This window comes from Thalassovita sp., from assembly GCF_965218685.1.
In the GTDB taxonomy this organism is placed as follows: Bacteria; Pseudomonadota; Alphaproteobacteria; order Rhodobacterales; family Rhodobacteraceae; genus Thalassobius.
On record NZ_OZ244657.1, the window covers coordinates 1,257,981 to 1,279,862 of the forward strand.

The 21,882-nt window shown below is 60.8% G+C and carries 25 protein-coding genes; 19 read left to right on the forward strand and 6 right to left on the reverse strand.

The genetic code is table 11. The features are described 5' to 3' along the window. Positions 1 to 53 precede the first annotated feature (53 nt). Positions 54 to 377 carry a DUF1244 domain-containing protein gene (locus ACOQOQ_RS06395; RefSeq protein WP_420569304.1) on the reverse strand — a complete coding sequence of 108 codons (324 nt, stop codon included), beginning with the start codon at positions 375 to 377 and terminating at the stop codon, positions 54 to 56. Between the two features lie 76 nt (positions 378 to 453). Beyond that, complete coding sequence (locus ACOQOQ_RS06400) at positions 454 to 1,194, reverse strand: N-formylglutamate amidohydrolase (RefSeq protein WP_420569305.1); 741 nt, start codon at positions 1,192 to 1,194, stop codon at positions 454 to 456. 137 nt (positions 1,195 to 1,331) lie between these two features. Here ACOQOQ_RS06400 and pyk point away from each other — a divergent pair, with 137 nt between their 5' ends. From pyk to ACOQOQ_RS06445, 9 genes are all read left to right on the forward strand, one after another. Beyond that, on the forward strand, positions 1,332 to 2,777 hold the full coding sequence (gene pyk / locus ACOQOQ_RS06405) for a pyruvate kinase (RefSeq protein ID WP_420569306.1): 1,446 nt from the start codon (positions 1,332 to 1,334) through the stop codon (positions 2,775 to 2,777). Between the two features lie 28 nt (positions 2,778 to 2,805). After that, positions 2,806 to 3,027, forward strand: coding sequence for a hypothetical protein (locus ACOQOQ_RS06410; protein WP_420569307.1), 222 nt, complete (start codon positions 2,806 to 2,808; stop codon positions 3,025 to 3,027). Positions 3,028 to 3,140: 113 nt separating this feature from the next. Continuing rightward, complete coding sequence (rpmI, locus tag ACOQOQ_RS06415) at positions 3,141 to 3,341, forward strand: 50S ribosomal protein L35 (protein WP_010443552.1); 201 nt, start codon at positions 3,141 to 3,143, stop codon at positions 3,339 to 3,341. 15 nt (positions 3,342 to 3,356) lie between these two features. Further along, a complete protein-coding gene (rplT, locus tag ACOQOQ_RS06420; protein WP_420569308.1) occupies positions 3,357 to 3,719 on the forward strand; it encodes a 50S ribosomal protein L20 in 363 nt (120 codons plus the stop codon). A 110-nt stretch (positions 3,720 to 3,829) separates the two neighbouring features. Then, complete coding sequence (gene pheS, locus ACOQOQ_RS06425; protein ID WP_420569309.1) at positions 3,830 to 4,900, forward strand: phenylalanine--tRNA ligase subunit alpha; 1,071 nt, start codon at positions 3,830 to 3,832, stop codon at positions 4,898 to 4,900. Positions 4,901 to 5,054: 154 nt separating this feature from the next. Continuing rightward, on the forward strand, positions 5,055 to 7,454 hold the full coding sequence (gene pheT / locus ACOQOQ_RS06430; RefSeq protein ID WP_420569310.1) for a phenylalanine--tRNA ligase subunit beta: 2,400 nt from the start codon (positions 5,055 to 5,057) through the stop codon (positions 7,452 to 7,454). Between the two features lie 82 nt (positions 7,455 to 7,536). Next, the gene (locus ACOQOQ_RS06435) at positions 7,537 to 7,983 is read left to right on the forward strand and encodes a GNAT family N-acetyltransferase (RefSeq protein ID WP_420569311.1); all 447 of its coding nucleotides are present in this window, start codon (positions 7,537 to 7,539) and stop codon (positions 7,981 to 7,983) included. Between the two features lie 4 nt (positions 7,984 to 7,987). Then, positions 7,988 to 8,437: a YtoQ family protein gene (locus ACOQOQ_RS06440; protein ID WP_420569312.1), complete on the forward strand. Its 450-nt coding sequence runs from the start codon at positions 7,988 to 7,990 to the stop codon at positions 8,435 to 8,437. A 65-nt stretch (positions 8,438 to 8,502) separates the two neighbouring features. Continuing rightward, entirely contained in the window at positions 8,503 to 10,104 is a 1,602-nt protein-coding gene (locus ACOQOQ_RS06445; RefSeq protein ID WP_420569313.1) for a GMC family oxidoreductase, read from the forward strand. Here the strand turns inward: ACOQOQ_RS06445 and ACOQOQ_RS06450 are convergent, their stop codons facing one another. Then, positions 10,105 to 10,806 carry a glutathione S-transferase family protein gene (locus ACOQOQ_RS06450; RefSeq protein ID WP_420569314.1) on the reverse strand — a complete coding sequence of 234 codons (702 nt, stop codon included), beginning with the start codon at positions 10,804 to 10,806 and terminating at the stop codon, positions 10,105 to 10,107. It abuts the gene before it with no gap. 145 nt (positions 10,807 to 10,951) lie between these two features. On the opposite strand from ACOQOQ_RS06450, the gene mscL reads away from it, so the two are divergent. Next, positions 10,952 to 11,383 carry a large conductance mechanosensitive channel protein MscL gene (mscL, locus tag ACOQOQ_RS06455; RefSeq protein ID WP_420569315.1) on the forward strand — a complete coding sequence of 144 codons (432 nt, stop codon included), beginning with the start codon at positions 10,952 to 10,954 and terminating at the stop codon, positions 11,381 to 11,383. A 4-nt stretch (positions 11,384 to 11,387) separates the two neighbouring features. Here mscL and ald read toward each other — a convergent pair whose 3' ends face one another. Continuing rightward, positions 11,388 to 12,503, reverse strand: coding sequence for an alanine dehydrogenase (gene ald / locus ACOQOQ_RS06460; protein ID WP_420569316.1), 1,116 nt, complete (start codon positions 12,501 to 12,503; stop codon positions 11,388 to 11,390). A 147-nt stretch (positions 12,504 to 12,650) separates the two neighbouring features. Here ald and ACOQOQ_RS06465 point away from each other — a divergent pair, with 147 nt between their 5' ends. From ACOQOQ_RS06465 to ACOQOQ_RS06480, 4 genes are all read left to right on the forward strand, one after another. Then, positions 12,651 to 13,109: an Lrp/AsnC family transcriptional regulator gene (locus ACOQOQ_RS06465; RefSeq protein ID WP_420569317.1), complete on the forward strand. Its 459-nt coding sequence runs from the start codon at positions 12,651 to 12,653 to the stop codon at positions 13,107 to 13,109. Between the two features lie 51 nt (positions 13,110 to 13,160). Next, complete coding sequence (locus ACOQOQ_RS06470; protein ID WP_420569318.1) at positions 13,161 to 13,715, forward strand: flavodoxin family protein; 555 nt, start codon at positions 13,161 to 13,163, stop codon at positions 13,713 to 13,715. 70 nt (positions 13,716 to 13,785) lie between these two features. Continuing rightward, complete coding sequence (locus ACOQOQ_RS06475; protein ID WP_420569319.1) at positions 13,786 to 14,745, forward strand: GAF domain-containing protein; 960 nt, start codon at positions 13,786 to 13,788, stop codon at positions 14,743 to 14,745. Between the two features lie 147 nt (positions 14,746 to 14,892). Continuing rightward, positions 14,893 to 16,416, forward strand: a complete 1,524-nt coding sequence (locus ACOQOQ_RS06480; protein WP_420569320.1) for an aldehyde dehydrogenase family protein — start codon at positions 14,893 to 14,895, stop codon at positions 16,414 to 16,416. Positions 16,417 to 16,689: 273 nt separating this feature from the next. On the opposite strand, the gene rpsU is transcribed toward ACOQOQ_RS06480, so the two are convergent. Next, complete coding sequence (rpsU, locus tag ACOQOQ_RS06485; RefSeq protein ID WP_043871123.1) at positions 16,690 to 16,896, reverse strand: 30S ribosomal protein S21; 207 nt, start codon at positions 16,894 to 16,896, stop codon at positions 16,690 to 16,692. Between the two features lie 112 nt (positions 16,897 to 17,008). Between rpsU and ACOQOQ_RS06490 the strand changes: the two genes are divergently transcribed. From ACOQOQ_RS06490 to ACOQOQ_RS06505, 4 genes are all read left to right on the forward strand, one after another. Then, positions 17,009 to 17,695 (forward strand): COQ9 family protein, encoded by a 687-nt coding sequence (locus ACOQOQ_RS06490; protein WP_420569321.1) that lies wholly within the window; start codon positions 17,009 to 17,011, stop codon positions 17,693 to 17,695. Between the two features lie 10 nt (positions 17,696 to 17,705). Beyond that, positions 17,706 to 18,686 carry an NAD(P)H-quinone oxidoreductase gene (locus ACOQOQ_RS06495; protein ID WP_420569322.1) on the forward strand — a complete coding sequence of 327 codons (981 nt, stop codon included), beginning with the start codon at positions 17,706 to 17,708 and terminating at the stop codon, positions 18,684 to 18,686. A 23-nt stretch (positions 18,687 to 18,709) separates the two neighbouring features. Next, positions 18,710 to 19,684 carry a quinone oxidoreductase family protein gene (locus tag ACOQOQ_RS06500; protein ID WP_420569323.1) on the forward strand — a complete coding sequence of 325 codons (975 nt, stop codon included), beginning with the start codon at positions 18,710 to 18,712 and terminating at the stop codon, positions 19,682 to 19,684. A gap of 178 nt (positions 19,685 to 19,862) precedes the next feature. Further along, positions 19,863 to 20,198: an H-NS family nucleoid-associated regulatory protein gene (locus ACOQOQ_RS06505; protein WP_420569324.1), complete on the forward strand. Its 336-nt coding sequence runs from the start codon at positions 19,863 to 19,865 to the stop codon at positions 20,196 to 20,198. A gap of 18 nt (positions 20,199 to 20,216) precedes the next feature. Here ACOQOQ_RS06505 and ACOQOQ_RS06510 read toward each other — a convergent pair whose 3' ends face one another. Further along, positions 20,217 to 20,858 (reverse strand): ribonuclease T2 family protein, encoded by a 642-nt coding sequence (locus ACOQOQ_RS06510; protein WP_420569325.1) that lies wholly within the window; start codon positions 20,856 to 20,858, stop codon positions 20,217 to 20,219. A gap of 125 nt (positions 20,859 to 20,983) precedes the next feature. On the opposite strand from ACOQOQ_RS06510, the gene ACOQOQ_RS06515 reads away from it, so the two are divergent. Then, positions 20,984 to 21,727, forward strand: coding sequence for a DUF1013 domain-containing protein (locus tag ACOQOQ_RS06515; RefSeq protein ID WP_420569326.1), 744 nt, complete (start codon positions 20,984 to 20,986; stop codon positions 21,725 to 21,727). Positions 21,728 to 21,882 lie beyond the last annotated feature (155 nt).

Here is a 21,882-nt window from a genome sequence, read left to right on the forward strand (position 1 = left end):
CCGTGCGCCATCCCGATATGCAAACAGCACCTGTGCGTCAGATGAGGGGGGGCTTAGCCTTTATCACCGACGTTTTCGGCAAAGGCCTTTTTGAAGGCGTCTTGTTTTTCGGCGCTGGCCTCGGTCTGAAAGCCCTTTTTCCAGTCGTCATAGGGCATGCCATAGTAAATCTCGCGGGCTTCGTCCTTGGACATCTCGATGCCGCGTTCGTTGGCGGCCTCTTGATACCAGCGCGACAGGCAGTTGCGGCAGAATCCGGCCAGATTCATCATGTCGATGTTCTGTACGTCCGTACGCTTTTCCATCAGATGCTCGCGCAGGGTGCGAAAGGCCGCGGCCTCGATTTCCAGGCGGGTTTGGTCGTCAATCTGGGTCATGTCTGCTCCTTCAGTGGTTGCCCATGATGTGAGCGCGCGCACAGTGATTTCAAGCGTCGCTTTGGTGTTGGGGCGTTTAGCCGCCGCAATCGTCCAGCGCGGCGGTCAGGATGGGCGCCAGACGTTTGGCCCAGGCGGTCTGCTGTTCTTCGGTTTCGATCAGGTCGTTGCGCAGCTCGATCAGGGTATTCTGACGCTCATAGGCAATGGCGTGGCGCGCGATGGCGTCACCGGGCAAGTGGCCGCCATAGGGCTCGTTCTCGCCGACGCACAGGTCGGGCTCTTGCTCCAGTCGTCGGATCAACGGAACCGAGAGCCGTGTGTCCGCAGCGTACAGAACCCCGATCTGCCACGGGCGCGGTTCGCGGCCCTGCAATTGCCGGGTGAAGCTGTGGATCGAAATGATGACGGTATTTTCCTGCCGCGCCGCCAGTTGGGCCAGCGCAGTGTGATAGGGGCGATAGCAGCGGTTCAGGCGCCGTTCCAGCTCGGCCTGATCTGCGTGGCGGTTGGCAGGGATGATCGTCCCGTCATACAGGCGCATCAGCAAGGTCGGGTCGTCCTCGCCGCGGTTCGGATCAATCACCAAACGCGAGAAATTGGACAGAATGGCGGGCGCGTTCAGCTCTGCCGCTAGCGCGCGGGTCACACCTGCAGCGCCCACGTCATAGGCGATGTGGCGGTTCATATCTCCCGCCGCCAGCCCCAACTGGCCATCGTTGACGAAGGGCGGCACCGTATTGGCCGCGTGATCGCAGGTAATCAGCCAGCGTCCTGGCCGATCCGCGCCTAAAATTTCATATGGTTCGTAGGTCATTAAACTTTCACGTCCTTTGCTCACGCTGTAGGACAAATTGCCAGAGAATGGAATTGCCGCTAGTGCCTGGCGCAGCTATAGTTAGCGGTAACATGAAATTTTGAGCGCTTTGACGCCAAAGCAATATGGATGACAGAATGAGACGGCATCGCAATGTGAAAATCGTGGCCACGCTGGGCCCCGCTTCGGATGACTATGAAATGATCCGAAAGCTGCACGAGGCCGGCGCGGACGTGTTCCGCCTGAACATGAGCCACGGCAGTCACGACGAGATTCGCAAACGTCACGCCATTATCCGCCAGGTCGCCCAAGACCTGGACAGCCCAATTGGCATTCTGGCCGATTTGCAGGGGCCGAAGCTGCGCGTCGGGGTTTTTGCCGATGGAGCCGAAGAGCTGCTCGAAGGCGCGCGCTTCCGTCTGGACCTGGACCCCGCCGAGGGGGACGTGACCCGTGTTTGCTTGCCGCACCCCGAGATTTTCGCCGCGTTGAAACCGGGCGCGAACTTGTTGGTGAATGACGGTAAGATCCGGCTGAAAGTAAGCGATTGTGGCGCCGATTTCGCCAATTGCGAGGTCGTCACCGGTGGCACGATCTCGAACCGCAAGGGGGTGAACGTGCCCGATGTGGTTCTGCCCCTGGCGGCCCTGTCCGAAAAGGACCGCGCGGATCTGGAGTTCGTCTGCGATCTGGGCGTGGACTGGCTGGCGTTGTCATTCGTTCAGCGCCCCGAGGACGTGCAAGAGGCCCGCGAGCTGGCCCGCGGCCGCGCTGCGGTTATGTCCAAGATCGAAAAACCCGCCGCCGTGGATAGTTTCGACGAAATCCTGGCCGTCAGCGATGGCGTGATGGTGGCGCGTGGTGATCTGGGCGTGGAATTGCCCGTGGCCGCTGTGCCCCCCATCCAGAAACGTCTGATCCGGGGCTGCCGTGCGGCGGCCAAGCCGGTGATCGTGGCCACGCAGATGCTGGAAAGCATGATCGAATCGCCCATGCCCACCCGGGCCGAGGTCTCGGACGTGGCCAATGCAATCTATGAAGGCGCCGATGCGATCATGCTCAGCGCGGAATCGGCGGCTGGGCAATACCCGCTCGAGGCTGTGGGCACCATGGACAACGTCGCGAAATCGGTCGAGAGCGACCCAACCTATGTCGCGGTTATCGAGGCGTCGCGCCGGGTCGAGCGCAGCTCGATCGCTGACGGCATCGTTGCCGCAGCCCGCGAGATTTCGGAAGCCACCGATATCCAGGCGATCTGCTGCTACACGCAATCGGGCACCACCGCGTCTTTGACCGCGCGTGAACGTCCGCAAGTGCCGATCATCGCGCTGACCTCCGAGCAAGCGACGGCCGGCCGTCTGACCCTGACCTGGGGCACCACTTGCGTGATGACCGGCGAGGTGTCGCGCTTCAAGCAGGCGGTGGTCAGCGCGGCCCGAGTCGCAACCAGCCTGGGCCTGGCCACCGAAGAGCAGCAAATCGTCATTGTCGCGGGTGTGCCTTTCAATCAGCCAGGCAGTACCAACATCCTGCGCGTTGCCCCATGTGCGGAAAATTTGATTTACGTGACCGAGCCGGAGTAACCTTCAACATGTGTTGGAGGTACCAAGTATGGATCCGGATGTTATTTTCGTCCTGGGCTTGTTTATTGCAATCATGGCAATCCCGTCGATTGTCTCTGCCTGGAGCGACGGGGCCGTGCCTCGCGTCGCCTCGGTAATGTTGATTTTGGGCGGAGCGATGATGGTGTGGGCGCACTCGCATCACGTGGGCGGCTACAGGTTCAACGATATTCCCGACCTTATTATCCGCGTGGTCGGAAAATTCATCTGAGAATCGACTTGCCAGATTGATCAACGCCCAGTATAGCACCCCCCTGTCTGCGCGACCGGCCGAAGAGGCATGCCGAGTCGCGTTCAAACCGTTTGAAAGACAAGGAGACGGAAATGCCCAAGATGAAGACCAAGTCGAGCGCCAAGAAGCGCTTCAAGGTGACCGCAACCGGTAAGGTTCTGGCAGGTCAGGCCGGCAAACGCCACGGCATGATCAAACGCACCAAGAAATTCATTCGCGACGCACGCGGCAACACCACGCTGTCCGCCCCCGACGCCAAGATCGTCAAGGGCTACATGCCCTACGACCGCTAAGAGGAGATTTAGACAATGTCCCGCGTTAAAGGTGGAACCACGACCCACGCCCGTCACAAGAAAGTCATCAAGGCCGCAAAAGGCTATTATGGCCGTCGCAAAAACACCTTCAAGGTGGCCCGTCAGGCCGTCGACAAGGCAAACCAGTACGCAACTCGCGACCGCAAGAACCGCAAGCGGAATTTCCGCGCCCTGTGGATCCAGCGGATCAACGCAGCTGTGCGCTCGCATGACGAATCGCTGACCTACTCGCGCTTCATCAACGGCCTGAACCTGGCCGGTGTTGAAGTTGACCGTAAGGTCCTGGCCGATCTGGCCGTGCACGAGCCCGCAGCATTCGAAGCCATCGTCGAAAAGGCGAAGGCCGCGCTCGCGTAAACCCAACCTGGGTGACACATTAAAGAAGCCGCGGACCTTTTGGGGTCTCGCGGCTTCTTGCGTTTTGGGCCTGTGCTGGTAACAGGGTGCCAACGGAATTGGAGGGTCGGATGGACGATCTGAGAGACAAGTATCTGGGCGCGATCTCGGGCGCCGGTGATGAAAACGCGCTAGAGGACATTCGTCTTCAGGCCGTTGGCAAAAAGGGCGAGGTTGCCCTGAAAATGCGCGAGCTGGGCAAGATGACCCCAGAAGAGCGGCAGGTCATGGGCCCCAGGCTGAACGCACTGAAGGACGAGATCAACAGCGCGCTGGCCGCGAAAAAGGCCGCGCTGGCCGATGCCGCGCTGGAAGAACGCCTGAAAACCGAATGGCTGGACGTCACGCTGCCGGTCCGTCCGCAGCGTCAGGGCACCATCCACCCGGTCAGCCAGGTCACCGAGGAAGTCACCGCGATCTTCGCCGACATGGGTTTTTCCGTGGCCGAAGGTCCGCGCGTTGAGACTGACTGGTATAACTTCGACGCGCTGAACATCCCCGGCCACCACCCCGCGCGGGCCGAAATGGACACGTTCTATATGCACCGCGCCGAGGGTGACAATCGTCCGCCGCATGTGCTGCGCACCCACACCAGCCCGGTTCAGATCCGCTCGATGGAGAAGACCGGCGCGCCCATCCGCATCATCTGTCCGGGCGGTGTGTATCGCTGCGACTATGATCAGACCCACACGCCCATGTTCCATCAGGTCGAAGGTCTGGCGCTGGACAAGAACATCTCGATGGCGAACCTGAAATGGGTGCTCGAGGAATTCTTCTCGGCCTTCTTCGGGACGGATGTAAAAACCCGCTTCCGCGCCTCGCACTTCCCCTTCACCGAACCCTCGGCCGAGGTCGATATCCAGTGCCGCTGGGACAATGGCTCGGTCAAGGTTGGCGAAGGTGACGACTGGCTCGAGGTTCTGGGCTCGGGCATGGTGCACCCCAAGGTGCTGGCCGCCGGTGGCATCGACCCCGAGGTGTACCAGGGCTTTGCCTTTGGCATCGGGATCGACCGTCTGGCTATGCTGAAATACGGCATCCCCGACCTGCGCGCCTTCTTTGACAGCGACCTGCGCTGGCTGCGCCACTACGGCTTTGCCTCGCTGGACGTGCCCACCCTGCACGGGGGCCTGTCGCGGTGATGATTTCGGCAAGCCCGCGCGTGGCGTCAGCCGCGCGCCGCGCCCGACCCGCCCCCATGGGCGGGCGCGTTCCGCACCCACCCCGGGCCGGGCGCTTTGCTTGTGACATTGCCTTGAACGCTATTCTGAATTCTCTCCACAAGGAGACCGACCAATGAAATTCACCCTCTCCTGGCTGAAAGAGCACCTCGAGACCGAGGCCACTCTTGATGAAATCCTCTATGCCCTGACCGATCTGGGTCTTGAGGTCGAAGAGGTCATCGACCCGGCCTCGAAACTGGCCAATTTCACGCTGGCCAAAGTTAAACATGCCGAACCGCACCCCGATGCTGACCGTCTGCGCGTCTGCAAGGTGGACACAGATGACGGCGAGAAACAGATCGTCTGCGGCGCGCCCAACGCCCGCGAAGGCATCACCGTGGTGCTGTGCAAACCCGGCGATTACGTCCCCGGTATCGATGTGACGCTGAGCGTTGGCAATATCCGCGGCGTCGAAAGCCACGGCATGATGGCCTCCGAGCGCGAGCTGGAGCTGTCGGACGAACATAACGGCATTATCGAGCTGCCCTCGGGCGAGGTCGGTCAGAAATTCACCGATTGGCTGGCCGAAAACGACCCCGCCAAAGTGGACCCGGTGATCGACATCGCCATCACCCCGAACCGCCCGGATGCACTGGGCGTGCGCGGGATTGCGCTGGATCTGGCCGCGCGCGGCCTGGGCGAGATGAAGCCTGCCAAGACCGCCAATATCGAAGGCACCTTTGTCAGCCCGCTCACAGTCTCGATCGACGAAGACACCGCCGAAAACGGCTGCGAGGTGTTTGCTGGCCGCCTGATCAAAGGCGTAAAGAACGGCCCCAGCCCGCAATGGCTGCAGGATCGTCTGAAGGCTATTGGCTTGCGTCCGATCTCGGCTTTGGTGGATGTGACCAACTTCTTCACCTATGACCGCAACCGCCCGCTGCACGTGTTCGATGCGGACAAGGTGCAGGGCAATCTGCGCGTCCACCGCACCAAGGGCGGCGAGACGATGATGGGTCTGGACGAGAAGGAATATACCTTCGGTGAAGGCCAGGTTGTTATCTCGGACGACAACGGCGTGGAATCGATCGGCGGCATCATGGGCGGACTGCACTCGGGCTGTACCGAGGGCACCGTGAATGTCTTTGTCGAAGCTGCGTACTGGGACCGTATCCAGATCGCAATGACCGGCCGTGCGCTGAAGATCAACACCGACGCGCGCTATCGCAATGAACGGGGGATCGACCCGGAATACAACATGCAGGCGCTGGATGACGCGACCCAGATGATTCTGGATCTGTGCGGGGGCGAGGTTTCGAACGTGGTGATAGCTGGCGCCGTGCCGGATGTGAGCCGCGCCTATAAATTGGACGCCGCGCGCATTCAGTCGCTGGTTGGCATGGAGATCCCGGAATCCGAGCAGCGTCAGATCCTGACCAAGCTGGGCTTCCGCCTTGAGGGCAATCAGGCCCACGTGCCCAGCTGGCGTCCGGACGTGATGGGCGAGGCAGACCTGGTCGAAGAGGTCGCGCGCGTCGTTTCCCTGACCAAGCTGCAAAGCCAGCCGTTGCCGCGCGTTGATGCAGGTGTGCCGAAAATGATCTTGTCCACCGCGCAAAAACGCGAACAGATCGCCCGCCGGACCTCGGCGGCGCTGGGGTACAATGAATGCGTCACCTACTCGTTCATCGATCAAAAGGCTGCGGCCCTGTTCGGCGGCGGGACGGATGAAACCATGCTGGAGAACCCGATCTCAAGCGAGATGAGCCACCTGCGCCCCGCGCTGCTGCCCGGTCTGTTGCAGGCCGCGGCGCGCAATCAGGCGCGCGGTTTCATGGACATGGCCCTGTTCGAGGTCGGCCCTGCCTTCCACGGCGGCGAACCGCGCGAGCAACATAATCTTGTGACTGGCCTGCTGGTCGGGCGCACTGGCCCCAAAGACGTGCACGGCGCCAGCCGTGCGGTGGATGTCTTTGATGCCAAGGCCGATGCCGAGGCCGTTCTGTCCGCCATCGGTGCCCCCACCAAGGTGCAAATCCTGCGCGGCGTGCCGGGCTGGTGGCATCCGGGTCGCTCGGGCAAAATCTGTCTGGGGCCGAAAAAGGTGCTGGCCGTCTTTGGCGAGTTGCACCCCAAGGTTCTGGCCGAAATGGACGTCAAAGGCCCTGCCGTCGCCTTTGCGATCTGGCCCGATGAAGTGCCCGAACCGAAGAAGAAAACCTCGACCCGCCCTGCGATGGAGATCAGCGATCTGCAAGCGGTCGAGCGTGACTTTGCCTTTGTCGTGGACGAAGATGTCGAGGCGCTGAAACTGGTAAACGCCGCTGCCGGCGCCGACAAGGTACTGATCGACGACGTACGGGTGTTTGACCAGTTCATCGGCGGCTCGCTAGGTGAGGGTAAGAAATCCATCGCCATCACAGTGCGCTTGCAGCCGACAGACAAGACGCTGAAGGAAAAAGACATCGAGGCCGTTGCTGCCAAGATCGTCGAAAAAGTCAGCAAAGCGACGGGCGGCGAGCTGCGCGGTTGACGCGGCCTGCGCCCTCGGCAAAACTATTCGAACCGAAAAAGGGGCCTGCGTGGCCCCTTTTTCAATCGCAATGGGGGCCGGGATGAGTGTGCGCAAAGCCAAAGCCGGGGATGTGGACGAGATCATCGCTTGCATCCAGGCCGCTTATGAAGGGTATCGCCAGGCCGGGATCGCCCTGCCGCCGGTCGCGGATGGCGTGGCCGAGGACGTGCGCGACAATCAGGTCTGGGTCTGGGAACAGGCGGGCGATATTGCGGGTGTGTTGATCGCCGTGGCCGGGGCCGAAAACTGGCACCTGGCCAATCTGGCGGTTGATCCTGCTTACGCGGGCCGCGGTCTGGCCAAGGCTCTTTTGGCGCGGATGGAGGACGCCGCGCACGCCTTTGGCGTCACCAACCTGGCCTTGACCACACATATCGCGATGCCCGACAACGTGACCATCTATACGCGGCTGGGCTGGATTGAAACTGGGCGCGAGGGCAACAAGGTTTTCATGGCGCGCCGCTTGGGCGACGCAACAAAGGAGTAGGGGCATGACGCTGAACGTCTATCTTTCCGGGGAAATTCACACCGATTGGCGCGAGCAGATCATCGAAGGCTCGGACGGGTTGAACGTGGTTTTCGCGTCGCCTGTCACCGATCACGCCGCCAGCGATGATTGCGGCGTGGCCATCATGGGAGCAGAGCCGAACAAATTTTGGCACGACCACAAAGGCGCCAAGCTGAACGCAATCCGCACCCGCCGCCTGATCGAACAGGCGGATGTGGTCGTGGTGCGCTTTGGTGACAAGTACAAACAGTGGAACGCGGCATTTGATGCGGGCTATGCCGCCGCCTTGGGTAAGTCCCTGATCGTGCTTCACGGACCCGATCATCAGCATGCGCTGAAAGAGGTGGACGCCGCAGCTTTGGCCGTCACCGAAGAGCCGCGCCAGGTGGTTGAAATCCTGCGATATGTGCTGACGGGCGCCTTGCCGGGCTAAGTTTGCGTGGCGTCATGCTAGGCGTCCTGCCGCGCGGCCCATTAGCTTAGCGGCGGGAGGCGCGCATGGAATATGACTATGTGATCGTTGGCGGAGGCTCGGCTGGGTCGGTGCTGGCCGCGCGACTAAGTGAAAACCCCAAGGTCTCGGTCTGCTTGCTCGAGGCCGGTGGCGCAGGGCGCGATTTCGTTATCCGCGCTCCGGCGATGGTGGCCACGATGGTTTCCGGGCGGCCAAAGATCAACAATTGGGCCTTGCAGACGGAACCGCAGCCGGGCCTGAACGGGCGCCGGGGGTATCAGCCGCGCGGCAAAGCGCTGGGAGGCTCCAGCGCGATCAACGCCATGCTTTATGTGCGCGGCCACCCCAAGGATTACGACGAGTGGGCCGAGCTGGGGTGCGAGGGCTGGGATTGGGACAGCGTGCTGCCCTATTTCAAGCGATCCGAGCGGAACGCGCGTGGGGCCGACGAACTGCACAGCGATCAGGGCCCGCTAAGTGTCACCGACCAAAGCGAACCGCGCCCCATTGCCCGCGCCTTCATTGATGCGGCCGAGCAGGTGCAGATCCGCCGCAACGATGATTTCAACGGCCCCCGACAAGAAGGAGCGGGCCTGTTTCAGGTCACCCAGTTCCACGACGGGCCGCAAAAGGGCGAACGATCCTCGGCTGCGGCGGCCTATCTGTTTGGGGCGATGAAGCGACATAACCTGACCGTCCTGACCCGCGCTCGGGTCAATCGAGTGCTGTTGGACGGAACACGCGCAACAGGGGTCGAGGTTCAGCACAATCGGCACACGCGATACCTGAAGGCACGGCAAGAGGTCATCCTGTCCGCCGGGGCCCTGATGTCGCCGCAGCTGTTGATGCTGTCCGGGATCGGCCCCGAGGACGAGTTGCGCCAACACGGCATCCAGCCTGCGCATGTGCTGCCGGGCGTGGGGCAGAACCTGCAGGATCACCTGGACTATGTGATCTCGTATACCTCGCCGCGCAAGGACGTTATCGGGCTGACGCCTGGTGGGCTGACGCGTTTGGTCCGTGCGGGTCTGCGCTGGCGCAAAACCGGGACGGGCCTGTTCGCCACGCCCTTTGCCGAGGGAGGGGCCTTTTTCCGTTCAGATCCACGGATTGAGCGCCCGGATCTGCAGTTGCATTTCGTCGTGGGAATCGTGGATGACCACATGCGGAAAATCCATCTGAATCATGGATTCTCGTGTCATGTCTGCGTGCTGCGGCCGTTCTCGCGTGGGCAAGTGGGGCTGAGATCGGCCAACCCGCGCGACGCGCCGCGGATCGACCCGGCGTTCCTGTCAGATCCGCGTGACCTTGAGCTGTTGATGACCGGCGCCCGGCAGATGGAAACGCTTCTGACCGCTGCCCCGCTGGCCCCTTGGCGGGGCAAGCGGCTGTATCCGCAAGATGGCAGTGACGCGGCGCTGGAGGCGGACATCCGCGCCCGCGCCGACACGATTTATCATCCGGTTGGCACCTGCCGCATGGGCACGGACGAGATGGCCGTAACCGACACCCAAGGCCGGGTGCGCGGGATGCAGGGGCTGCGGGTGGTCGACGCCTCGTTGATGCCGCGCCTGATCGGGGGCAACACAAACGCGCCGACCATCATGATGGCCGAAAAGATCGTGGATGATATCCGCGCTGGGTGATCAGCCCTCGCGCGGGGGGATGTTCATCCCACTCTGCACAGCTGGGCGTGCCAGGAAACGGGCCAGATAGGCCCGCGTGCGGGGCAAGTCATTCCAGCCCACGGTCTCTGCTGCGCCGTAATATTCGATCATCCGCAGCCAGCCGCCCAGGGCGATATCAGCGATCGAGTAGTCCCCGCACAACCAGTCCTGACCGTCCAGTTTTTGTTCGATCACGGACAATAGGCGCTTGGCCTCGTTGATATAACGCTCGCGCGGGCGGGGATCTTCGATGTCCTTGCCGCCGAAAGCGTAGAAAAATCCAAGTTGCCCAAACATAGGTCCGACGCCGCCCATCTGGAACATGACCCACTGCAGAACCTCATAGCGTTTGGCCGAGTCAGAAGGCAGAAGTTTCCCAGTCTTTTCAGCTAGGTAAATCAGGATCGCACCGGATTCCCACAGGCCCATCGGTTCGCCGCCGGGACCGTCGGGATCGATGATGGCGGGGATCTTGTTGTTGGGATTCAGCGAAAGAAACTCGGGGGATTTCACGTCTGCATCGGCCAGCGTGACCCGGTGTGCCTCGTATGGCAGGCCGATCTCCTCCAGCATGATCGAGATTTTCACCCCGTTCGGAGTGGGGAACGAATACAGTTGCAAGACCTCGGGCGTCTCCGAGGGCCAGCGCTTGTTAATGGGGAAATTGTCAGGGAAAGTCATGCCATGCTCCGGGTTTGCGGCTTTGGAGGGGAATTTATGGATTTTTTCCCGATGCAACAGGGGGGTAAGGTGTGGAATATCGCACCAATCGCTGCTCAGATGTGCGCAAACAGGACGGCAGCGTCAAAAGAGGGAAGGGAAACCAATGCTTCAAGAGTTCAAAAAGTTCATCGCCAAAGGCAATGTCATGGACATGGCCGTAGGGATCATCGTCGGCGCGGCCTTTACCGCGATCGTCAAATCCATGGTCGCTGACCTGATCAACCCGATCATCGGCCTGTTCACCGGTGGCGTCGATTTCACCAACAACTACGCTGTTCTGGGCGGGGATGTCCCCGAAGGCGCCAGCCTTGAGGCCGCGCGCGAGGCTGGGGCCTCGATCTTTGCCTATGGCAGCTTCATCATGGCCGTGATCAATTTCGTGATCATCGCCTTCGTCGTGTTCATGCTGGTCAGAGGTGTGAACAAAGCCAAGGAAGCCGCCGAAAAAGAAGAAGAGGCAGCCCCCGAGGCCCCGAAGGGCCCCAGCGAACTGGACGTTCTGCTGGAGATCCGCGACGCCCTGAACAAGGGCTAAGCGTCTATTTCACCATCAGCTGGGGCGAGACCACGTCCAGCCCCAGCGCTTTGCCGACCGCGTAATAGGTCAACTGACCGGCGTGTACGTTCAGACCGTTCAACAGATGCGGATCCTCGGCGCAGGCGCGCTTCCAACCTTTGTTGGCCAGCGCCAGCAAGAAGGGCATCGTGGCGTTCCCCAGCGCGATCGTTGCGGTGCGGGCGGCGGCTCCGGGCATGTTGGCCACGCAATAGTGCATGATGCCGTCTACTTCGAATATCGGGTCCTGGTGGGTGGTCGGGCGTGAGGTCTCGAAACAGCCACCCTGATCAATGGCCACGTCCACGATTGCCGCTCCGGGCTTCATCGTGGACAGCTGAGCGCGACTGACCAGTTTGGGGGCGGCCGCGCCGGGGATCAGCACGGCGCCGATGACAAGGTCCGCTTGGGTAATCAGCTCGGCCGTATTTCCCTTCGAGGCATAGGCAGTTCCGAAATCACGCCGAAATGCATCGTCCAGATAGCGCATTCGGGCCAGTGACATGTCCAACACAGTCACGTCCGCGCCCATGCCAGCCGCCACGCGCGCCGCGTGGGTGCCGACTACGCCGCCGCCGATCACTACCACCTTGGCCGGGCCGACACCGGGCACGCCCCCCATCAATACGCCGCGTCCGCCATTGGCCTTTTGCAAGGTCCAAGCCCCGACCTGAGGCGCCAGCTTGCCCGCGACCTCGGACATGGGGGCAAGCAGGGGCAGGGTCCCATCTGCGGCTGTCACGGTCTCGTAGGCGATCGCCGTACATCCCGAGGCCAGCAGGTCATGCGTCTGTTCAGGGTCCGGCGCCAGGTGCAGATAGGTGAACAGCAATTGCCCCTCGCGCAGCATCTTGCGCTCGTCTGCCTGGGGCTCCTTGACCTTCACGATCATGTCTGCGGTTGCGAAAACCTCGGCTGCGCTGTCCATGATGGTCGCGCCAGCCACTTTGTACGAGGAATCGTCGAACCCCGAGCCAAGGCCTGCTCCGGTTTGGATATACACCTGATGACCGTGGGCGGTGGCCTCTTTAACTGCGTTCGGCGTCATGCCGACACGAAATTCCTGAGCTTTGATTTCTGATGGGCAACCGATTTTCATGCGAATTCCTCCCGCGCCGAAATTTTGGGCCTATTGACAGAATGTCGCAGCTTCGTGCGGAGAAACTTGAATTCTGGGTCGCCTTTTCCGGAAAGTTCGGGATAATCTGCGACAAAGAGGATCACAATTCGAAGGAATGTGCACTGGATGTCTTTGGATGACACGGATCGACGAATTCTTCGGGCGCTGCAAAAATCGGGCCGGATTTCCAATGCCGAGCTAAGCGACAGTGTGAACCTGTCGCCTTCGGCGTGCCACCGGCGTGTGCAGCGGCTGGAGCAAGACGGCTATATCAAGGGCTATGTGGCCCTGCTGAACGCCCGCAAGATGGGTGTTCCGACCACGGTGTTTGTCGAGATAACCCTGCAAGGTCAGGCCGATGAAACGCTTGATGCCTTCGAAAAGGCCGTCGCCCGCATCCCGGACGTGTTGGAATGCCACCTGATGGCCGGAACGGCGGACTATATCCTCAAGGTCGTTGCCGAAAACACCGAGGATTTCGCCCGCATCCACCGCCAGCACCTGACGCGGTTGCCGGGGGTGGCACAAATGCAATCCTCGTTCGCGCTGCGCACTGTGTTCAAAACCACGGCGCTTCCTGTTTGAATTCACACTGGGCGCTTGCATCCAAAGATTGCGTCATGGCATCCCCCAATCATGGTTAATATCGCGATCACCTATTTCTCGGGCGCGGGGCACACCCGCAAGCTGGCCGATACGCTAGCGCTTGCGTTGGGGCGCGAGGATTGCGCCGCCCGGTTGATCGACGTGACCAGCATGGAGCCGCTGGACTGGCAAGCGCTGGAGGCGTCCGACGCGATCTTGTTCGGCGCGCCCACTTATATGGGTGGCCCCGCGGCCGAGTTCAAAGCCTTCATGGATGCGACCAGCGACATTTGGGAGCAGCAGCTGTGGGCCGACAAGCTGGCCGCAGGTTTCACCGTGGCGACCTTTCCGGCGGGTGATAAACTAAGCACTCTGATGCAGATGAACATTTTCGCCATGCAGCACGGGATGATCTGGATCGGGCAGGATCAGATCGGTGCGCCCGTGGATCAGACCAAGCCGGGGATCAACCAGACGGGCGCTTGGCTGGGTCTCAGCGCGACCACGGTGCGGGACAAAACGCAGCTGGTTGCGAGCGAAGATCTGGACACAGCTCACCGTTTTGGCAAACGCATTGCCCGGGCGGTGCGACGTTGGTCGGTCTAGACGGTAAGCGGAAAGGCTGCCTAGTCTCGCGGCAGACGCGACCCCGAGTATGAGGAGAACAGAGGGCCACATGTCGTTGTACCACGCAGATCGAGTTCTGGAAGGCGCGCATTCCTCGCGTGCGGCGGCGACTTCGCGCGTGGCGGCGTCGTGGCGGCGCTCGGCCGTGACATATGGCCTGGACCCGCGGACCAAGCGCGCGCCCGAACGCACCACTCAATCCGACCTGAACCGGCGCCGTGATGCCTTGGGCGATTTCCTCGAGCTGGCGAACCCTCGTTTGGACCAGTTGTTTCACCTGGTCGGCATGGCGGGGTGCTGCGTTCTGTTGACCGATGCCGAGGGCGTCGTTCTGGAAGAGCGCCGCGACGCCGCGGATGCGGGGATTTTTGATGGCTGGGGCCTGTGCAATGGCTCCATCTGGAGCGAACAGGTCGAGGGGACCAACGGTATCGGTACCTGTCTGGCCGAGAAACGTCAGTTGGTGATCCACCGTGATGAACATTTTCACAGCCGAAATATCGGTATGAGCTGCATGGACGCGCCGATCTATGGTGCCAATGGCGAGGTGATTGCCGCTGTCGATGTTTCCTCGTGCCGCGCCGACCAAACCGAGGGATACACGCGGCTGATCTCGAACGCGGTTGCGCAGACCGCCCGCCAGATCGAGACCGAGCATTTCCGCGCCGCCTATGCCGGGGCACGTTTCATCGATGTGGGTGCTGGCCGAACGAACGAGGCGTTGCTGCTGGCCGTGGACCCCGATGACCTGGTGATCGGCGCCACGCGCGCTGCGCGCCGTCAACTGGGGCTGGATGCGGACAGCTTCACGGCGCAGCGCCCGGCCTCGGATGTGCTGGGGCTGTCCCAAAGCGCCGAGCCGAATGAAACCGGATTGGAGCGCGCCGAACGCGCCGCCCTGCGCCGTGCGCTGGCGCGTGCGGGCGGAAACGCCAGCGCCGCCGCCCGCGAGCTGGGGATCGGGCGCGCCACGCTGTACCGCCGGATGAAGCGCCTGCGGCTGGACTAAGCCCCGCGCAAGAACTGTATCATGGTGTCTCACTCCTGAGACAGTTCGCCCTCACCGACCGCTTTGACGGGGCTGTTTCACACTTCGAATCACGGAAAGCTCTTCTTCATCCGCCGGATACCCGGCACCTGAGGAGGAGAATTCCAAATGAATGAAATGAGCAATCCCGCAGCATCCAAGTATGCCTCGCCCTTCAAAGAGCGTTATGACAACTTCATCGGCGGCAAGTTCGTTGCCCCCGTCGAAGGCAAGTACCTGGACAACATCACCCCGATCACCGGCCACAAGGTTTGTGAAGTGGCGCGCTCGGGCGCAGCGGATGTAGAGCTGGCGCTGGACGCCGCACACGCAGCAAAAGATGCCTGGGGAAAAACCTCGGCCGCTGAGCGTTCGAACATCCTGCTGAAGATCGCTGACCGCATCGAAGAAAACCTGGACCTGATCGCCACCGCCGAGACCTGGGACAACGGTAAGCCGATCCGTGAAACCACTGCCGCTGACATCCCTCTGTCGGTTGACCACTTCCGTTACTTCGCTGGCGTTCTGCGTGGCCAGGAAGGTAACATGTCCGAGATCGACCACGACACCGTGGCCTATCACTTCCACGAGCCGCTGGGCGTTGTCGGCCAGATCATCCCGTGGAACTTCTCGGTTCTGATGGCTGCCTGGAAACTGGCACCTGCACTGGCCGCCGGTAACTGCATCGTGCTGAAACCCGCCGAGCAGACCCCCGCCGCGATCATGGTCCTGATGGAGTGCATCGCCGACCTGCTGCCCGCCGGTGTTCTGAACATCGTCAACGGTTATGGCGCCGAGGTTGGTGCTCCGCTGGCGAAATCGCCGCGTATCGCGAAAATCGCCTTCACCGGTTCGACCGAAACCGGCCGCATGATCATGCAATACGCGACCGAGAACCTGATCCCGGTGACGCTGGAACTGGGCGGCAAATCGCCGAACATCTTCTTCTCGGACGTGATGGCTCAGGACGATGCGTTCCTGGACAAAGCGGTCGAAGGCTTCGTTCTGTTCGCCTTCAACCAGGGCGAGGTTTGCACCTGCCCGTCGCGCGCCCTGATCCAGGAAGACATCTACGAAGAGTTCATCGAGCGCTGCATCGCCCGTGTGAAAGCTATCAAACAAGGCGACCCGCGCGAGCTGGAAACCATGGTCGGCGCTCAAGCCAGCCAGCAGCAGCATGACAAGATCATGTCTTACCTGCAGATCGGTGTCGAAGAAGGTGCCGAAGTTCTGGCCGGTGGCGACGCTGCCAAGTTCGATGGCGACATCGCTGACGGTTTCTATGTTCAGCCGACCATCCTGAAGGGCCACAACAAGATGCGCGTCTTCCAGGAAGAAATCTTTGGCCCGGTTGTCTCGGTGACCACCTTCAAAACCGAAGAAGAAGCCCTGGCGATCGCCAACGACACCATGTACGGCCTGGGCGCCGGTGTCTGGACCCGCGATGGCACCCGTGCCTATCGCTTTGGCCGTGATATCGAAGCTGGTCGTGTCTGGATCAACAACTACCACGCCTACCCGGCCCATGCGGCCTTTGGTGGTTACAAACAGTCGGGCATCGGTCGCGAGACCCATAAGATGATGCTGGACCACTATCAGCAGACCAAGAACATGCTGGTCAGCTACAACCCCAACAAGCTGGGCTTCTTCTAAGTTACAGCTTTTGGGTAAGGGGCGAACTCCAATCCGCCCCGCTCTTCCCCGGCCTGTCCGGCGCTGTCCGCTCCTCCTCTTTCCCGCGGCAGCCTTATCAGGTCGGGGTTTTTCATCTAAATAAAGCAAAGCGCGCGCCGGTTTCATCCAGCGCGCGCTTTGGCATTTGGCATCTATTTCCGGCCCGTCCGGATGGTGCAGCGGGCCCCTGAAAAAGACAAACCCCCGGGCCAGGCACGGGGGTCTTCTTTGCATTCAAGCTGTGAGGAGATCTTAGAGAAGACCCTCGCGCTGAGCTTTCTTGCGTGCCAGTTTACGGGCACGGCGGACGGCTTCAGCTTTCTCGCGCGCTTTTTTGACGGACGGTTTCTCGAAATGTTGCTTAAGCTTCATTTCACGGAACACGCCTTCACGCTGCAGCTTTTTCTTCAGAGCCCGAAGGGCCTGATCGACATTGTTGTCGCGAACGCTAACCTGCATGTGGTTTTCACCACCTTTCTAAGTTGAGTTGCAATGAATTGCAGGAGGTGGCCATATAGCAAAGGCCGCCCTATTTGTCTAGGGTGTCCCAAAGCCCGAAAAGGAGCCCGCCATGACCACCCCGGACCTTAAGGAAACCCTGCTGGATGCGGCGCTGAACCATGTCGCGTTTGATGGCTGGTCAGCGGAAACGTTTCAGGCCGCGGTGACGGATACGGGAACCTCGATGGCCTTGGCGCGGGCCATTTGTCCGCGCGGTGCGGCCGATCTGGCCGTGGCTTATCATCAGCGCGGAGACCGGCAGATGGTCGAACGTTTCAAGGCGCTGGACAGCACGCAGATGCGATACAGCGAAAAGGTGGCTGCCCTGGTGCGCTGCCGGATCGAGGCCGCCGATGACAAAGAGGCCGTCCGGCGCGGTACAACCCTGTTCGCCCTGCCGCAGCACGCACCCGAGGGGGCACGGCTGATCTGGAACACCTGCGATCTGATCTGGAATACGCTGGGCGACAGCTCGGACGATGTGAACTGGTACACAAAGCGGGCGACGCTCAGCGGGGTCTATGGCTCGACCGTTCTGTTCTGGCTGGGCGACGATTCGCTGGACAATCAGGACACATGGGAGTTTTTGGATCGCCGCATAGACGACGTCATGCGGTTCGAGAAATTCAAGGCCGGTGTCCGCAACAACAAGGCGCTCAGCGCGCTTCTGGCCGGCCCCATGGCGGTGCTGTCGCAGGTGAAACCCCCTGCCAGCGCGCGTGACGACCTGCCCGGCCATTTCAATAACGAGACCTGAGGAGAACGCGATGAGCGATATGATGCGGGCGGTGGAAATCACCGAACCGGGTGGACCCGATGTCCTGAAGCTGTGTGAGCGGCCGGTGCCCCAGCCTGCCGCGGGGCAGGTGGTGATCAAGGTGGCTTATGCGGGCGTGAACCGCCCCGATGCCCTGCAGCGTGCGGGGTCTTATGCGCCGCCGCCCACCGCCAGCGATCTGCCGGGACTGGAAGCCGCGGGCGAGATCGTGGCGATTGGCGCAGGTGTCAGCGGCTGGTCCGTTGGCGATCAGGTTTGCGCCTTGCTGCCCGGAGGCGGTTATGCCGAGTACGTGGCGACACCTGCTGCGCATTGCCTGCCGGTGCCTCAGGGCATGGGTTTGAAAGAGGCCGCCTGCCTGCCCGAGACCTATTTCACCGTCTGGTCCAACGTCTTTCAGCGGGGTGGCCTGAAGGCGGGTGAAAGGTTCTTGATCCATGGCGGTTCGTCCGGGATTGGCACGACCGCGATCCAGTTGGCCCGTGAATTCGGTGCGCGTGTGTTTGTCACCGTCGGCAATCAGGAAAAGGCCGCCGCTTGTGCAGCGCTGGGGGCCGAGCGGACGATAATTTACAAAGACGAAGACTTCGTGGACGTGATGAAAGCCGAAGGCGGCGCTGATCTGATCCTTGATATGGTTGGCGGGCTGTACATCCCGCGCAATATCCGCGCGCTGGCTGATGACGGCCGCCTGGTGCAGATCGCTTTCCTGCAGGGCCCCAAGGTTGAGATGAACTTTGTCCAGGTGATGACGCGCCGCCTGACGATAACAGGTTCGACCCTGCGCCCACAAAGCGATCTGGCCAAGGCCAAGATCGCAGACAGCCTGCGCGAAAACGTCTGGCCGTTGCTGGACGCGGGCAAGATCGCGCCCGTGATGGACAGCGAATTTGATCTGGCTGACGCCAGCAAGGCGCACGCGCGGATGGAAAGCGGTGGTCATATCGGTAAGATTGTTCTGAAGGTCTAAGGTCGCAAACGGGAGGGGACGACATGGCGAAAACAGTAGTGATCCACGAATACGGTGGGGCCGATGTTATGCAGATCGAGGATCGCCCCGTTGGCGATCCCGGCCCGGGCGAGATTCGCATTGCGCACAAGGCTTGCGGGCTGAACTTCATCGACTGCTATCAGCGCAGCGGGCTGTATCCGCTGGACTTGCCCCTGACGCTGGGAATGGAGGCTGCGGGCGTTATCGAAGCCGTGGGCGAGGGAGTCACCCATCTTAAGGTCGGCGATCGCGCAGCCTATGCGGCCATGCCTCCGGGTGCGTACAGCGAGGCTCGGGTAATGCCCGCCGCGCAAGTGTGTCCGCTGCCGGACGGCGTGTCATTCGAGGACGGTGCGGCGATGATGCTCAAGGGCATGACGGCCCAATATCTGTTCCACCGCACAACTCCGCTAAAGGCTGGAGACACGGTTCTGTTTCATGCTGCCGCTGGCGGTGTGGGGCTGATCGCCTGCCAATGGGCCCGATCCGAGGGGATCACCCTGATCGGCACCGCCGGCACCGATGAAAAATGCCAACTGGCGCTGGACCACGGCGCCACGCATTGCATCAACTACCGGACCCAGGATTTCGCCGCGCGTGTGCGAGAGCTGACGGACGGCGCCGGTGTTGATGTTGTGATGGATGCGGTCGGTGCGGACACATTCGAGGGATCGTTGGATAGCCTCAAGCCCTTGGGAATGATGATTTCGTTCGGGAATGCCTCGGGGCCTGTGCCGCCGTTCAGTTTGAGCATTCTGGGTCAAAAAGGCTCGCTTAAAGTCACACGTCCGACATTGTTCACCCACATCGCAGAACACGACACGTGTCAGGAAATGGCGCGGCACCTGTTCAGTAAAGTTCTGGCCGGGGATGTGAAAATCCGAATCGATCAGCGTTTCGAATTGGACAACGTGGTCGAGGCACATAAAGCCCTTGAAGCTCGGAAAACGACTGGCTGCACGATTTTACTTCCCTGACCCAAGTTCTGGTGGAAAAAAACGCACACTTCCATTCATTGTTCACGCAATTGGGGTGGGAGTGTCGAAAAAGCCATCACAAAGCTTTGAATGTGTTTTGTTTTCAACGAGATAAGTTGCATTTTTCATCCCAATAGTCCAAACGCGCTGCATGCTATTTTGGAAGGGAGCACTAATGATGGCAGACCCAAAGACAATATCGGCGGCCACTCTGGCCGAGTTGTCCTTGCCTGAGTTGAAAGCGTTGCAGAAGAAAATCGGCAAAGCAATTGACTCGTATGAAGACCGACAAAAACAGGCCGCGTTGGCCGAGCTTGAGGCGAAAGCCAAGGAAATGGGTTTCAGCCTGTCCGAATTGACGGGGCAGCCGCTGAAAGGTGTTAAATCCAAAGGGGCGCCGCGATTTGCCCATCCCAGCGATCCAAGCAAAACCTGGACCGGAAAAGGCCGCCGCCCCCACTGGTTCACTTCTGCACTGGAAACGGGCAAATCGCCCGATGACTTGGCCCTTTAATACGTCTTGTAAAAGCTTTTAACGGACGGGTGTGAACAACGCATCCGTCCGTTTGCAATCCCGCACCACGTCTTGTCCGCACGGCACCGGTTGCAGGGACTTGGACAGGCACAGGCGTGCCTCTTGGATGTGCCCTTCGCGGCAAGTGATGGTCAGCATATCCGGTGTCCAGCCTGGGTTTTCCTTCAAAAAGGCCGCCTCCACCACCGAAGGGCGGATCTTCACGGGTTTGCTGAGCTTGCGGAAAATCTGAGGGCGGTTGACCTGCTTATAGGCACGGCGGGACAGCTCGTAGTACTGACTGGCGGTCAGGCCCGAACATGTGCCGTGCTTTTTCCACTGGTACCAGGCCAGCCCCGAACTGCCCATGATATCCGTCATATCTTCGGTCATGCTGCGGGTTGGTTGAGGCTCCAGCGTCCGGCAAAATGACGGCCAGCCGCGATGATATTGCGGCCACAGCCCATGCAGAACCCAGCCGTAATCGTGCCGGTCGTCACATTGGGGGGATCCGCGCTTGTCGCCTTCAACCGCGCACCAGTTGGGCGACCAGCTAAGCGCCAGAACGTAGTAGTCGAACTGGCCGGATTTTTCCCCTTCAGCACGGGCGGGGGTGGCGAAACTCAGCACAAAAAGCAGGGCCAAACTGACAAATCTCATTCACTCTTTCCTTCTTTGGCAAAGGCCACTATATAGGCCCCAAGTTCCCCTACAATGGAAACCCGCCCGAACGAGGGCCGCCTGATTTCAGGCAACGGGGAAGATTTGCGTCAAGGAGAGATGACATGGCCAAACCAATTATGGCGAAAGCAACCGCTGTTTGGCTGATCGACAACACCACGATCAGCTTCAAGCAGATTGCCGATTTTGTCGGGATGCACGAGCTGGAAATTCAAGGCATCGCCGATGGCGACGTGGCCCCCGGCGTAAAGGGCTTTGACCCGGTCGCCAACAACCAGCTGACCGACGAAGAGATCGCCACCGCCGAGAAAAATCCGCTGCACAAGCTGAAGCTGAAGTATAACGCCGCCGCTCAGGGTGAAGAAAAACGCCGTGGCCCGCGCTATACGCCCCTGTCGAAACGTCAGGACCGTCCTAACTCGATCCTGTGGCTGGTGAAATTTCACCCCGAGCTGACCGACGGCCAGATCGCCAAGCTGGTGGGCACCACCAAGCCGACGATCCAGTCGATCCGCAACCGCGAGCACTGGAACATCGCCAACATGCAGCCGATCGACCCGGTTGCGCTGGGCCTGTGTAAACAGTCCGAGCTGGATGCCGCCGTTCAGAAAGCCGCCGCCAAGAAAGCCGCCGATGGCGAGGCGATGTCGGATGACGAGCGCCGCAAGCTGCTGTCGACCGAACAAAGCCTGACCATGGAGACCGAGCCGAAGATCCCAACTGCGATCGAGGGTCTGGAAACCTTCAGCCTGAAGGACGACGAAGAAGAGAAGAAGGACGAGGATTTCTCGGACGCCGACAGCTTCTTCAACCTTCCCGGTGGATCGGACGACGACGAACAGCCGTGATTTTGGGCCTCGTGAAGCATACAAAGACCCGGGCGAAACGCTCGGGTCTTTTGCGTTTGGGCCCAGTGATTCTGTCCGCACCGGCCGGGTCCATGTTGCGGGCGTGGCGCAGCTGCTCGGCGTGAATTTGATCGTATTTCAGGTGCTGACCGGCG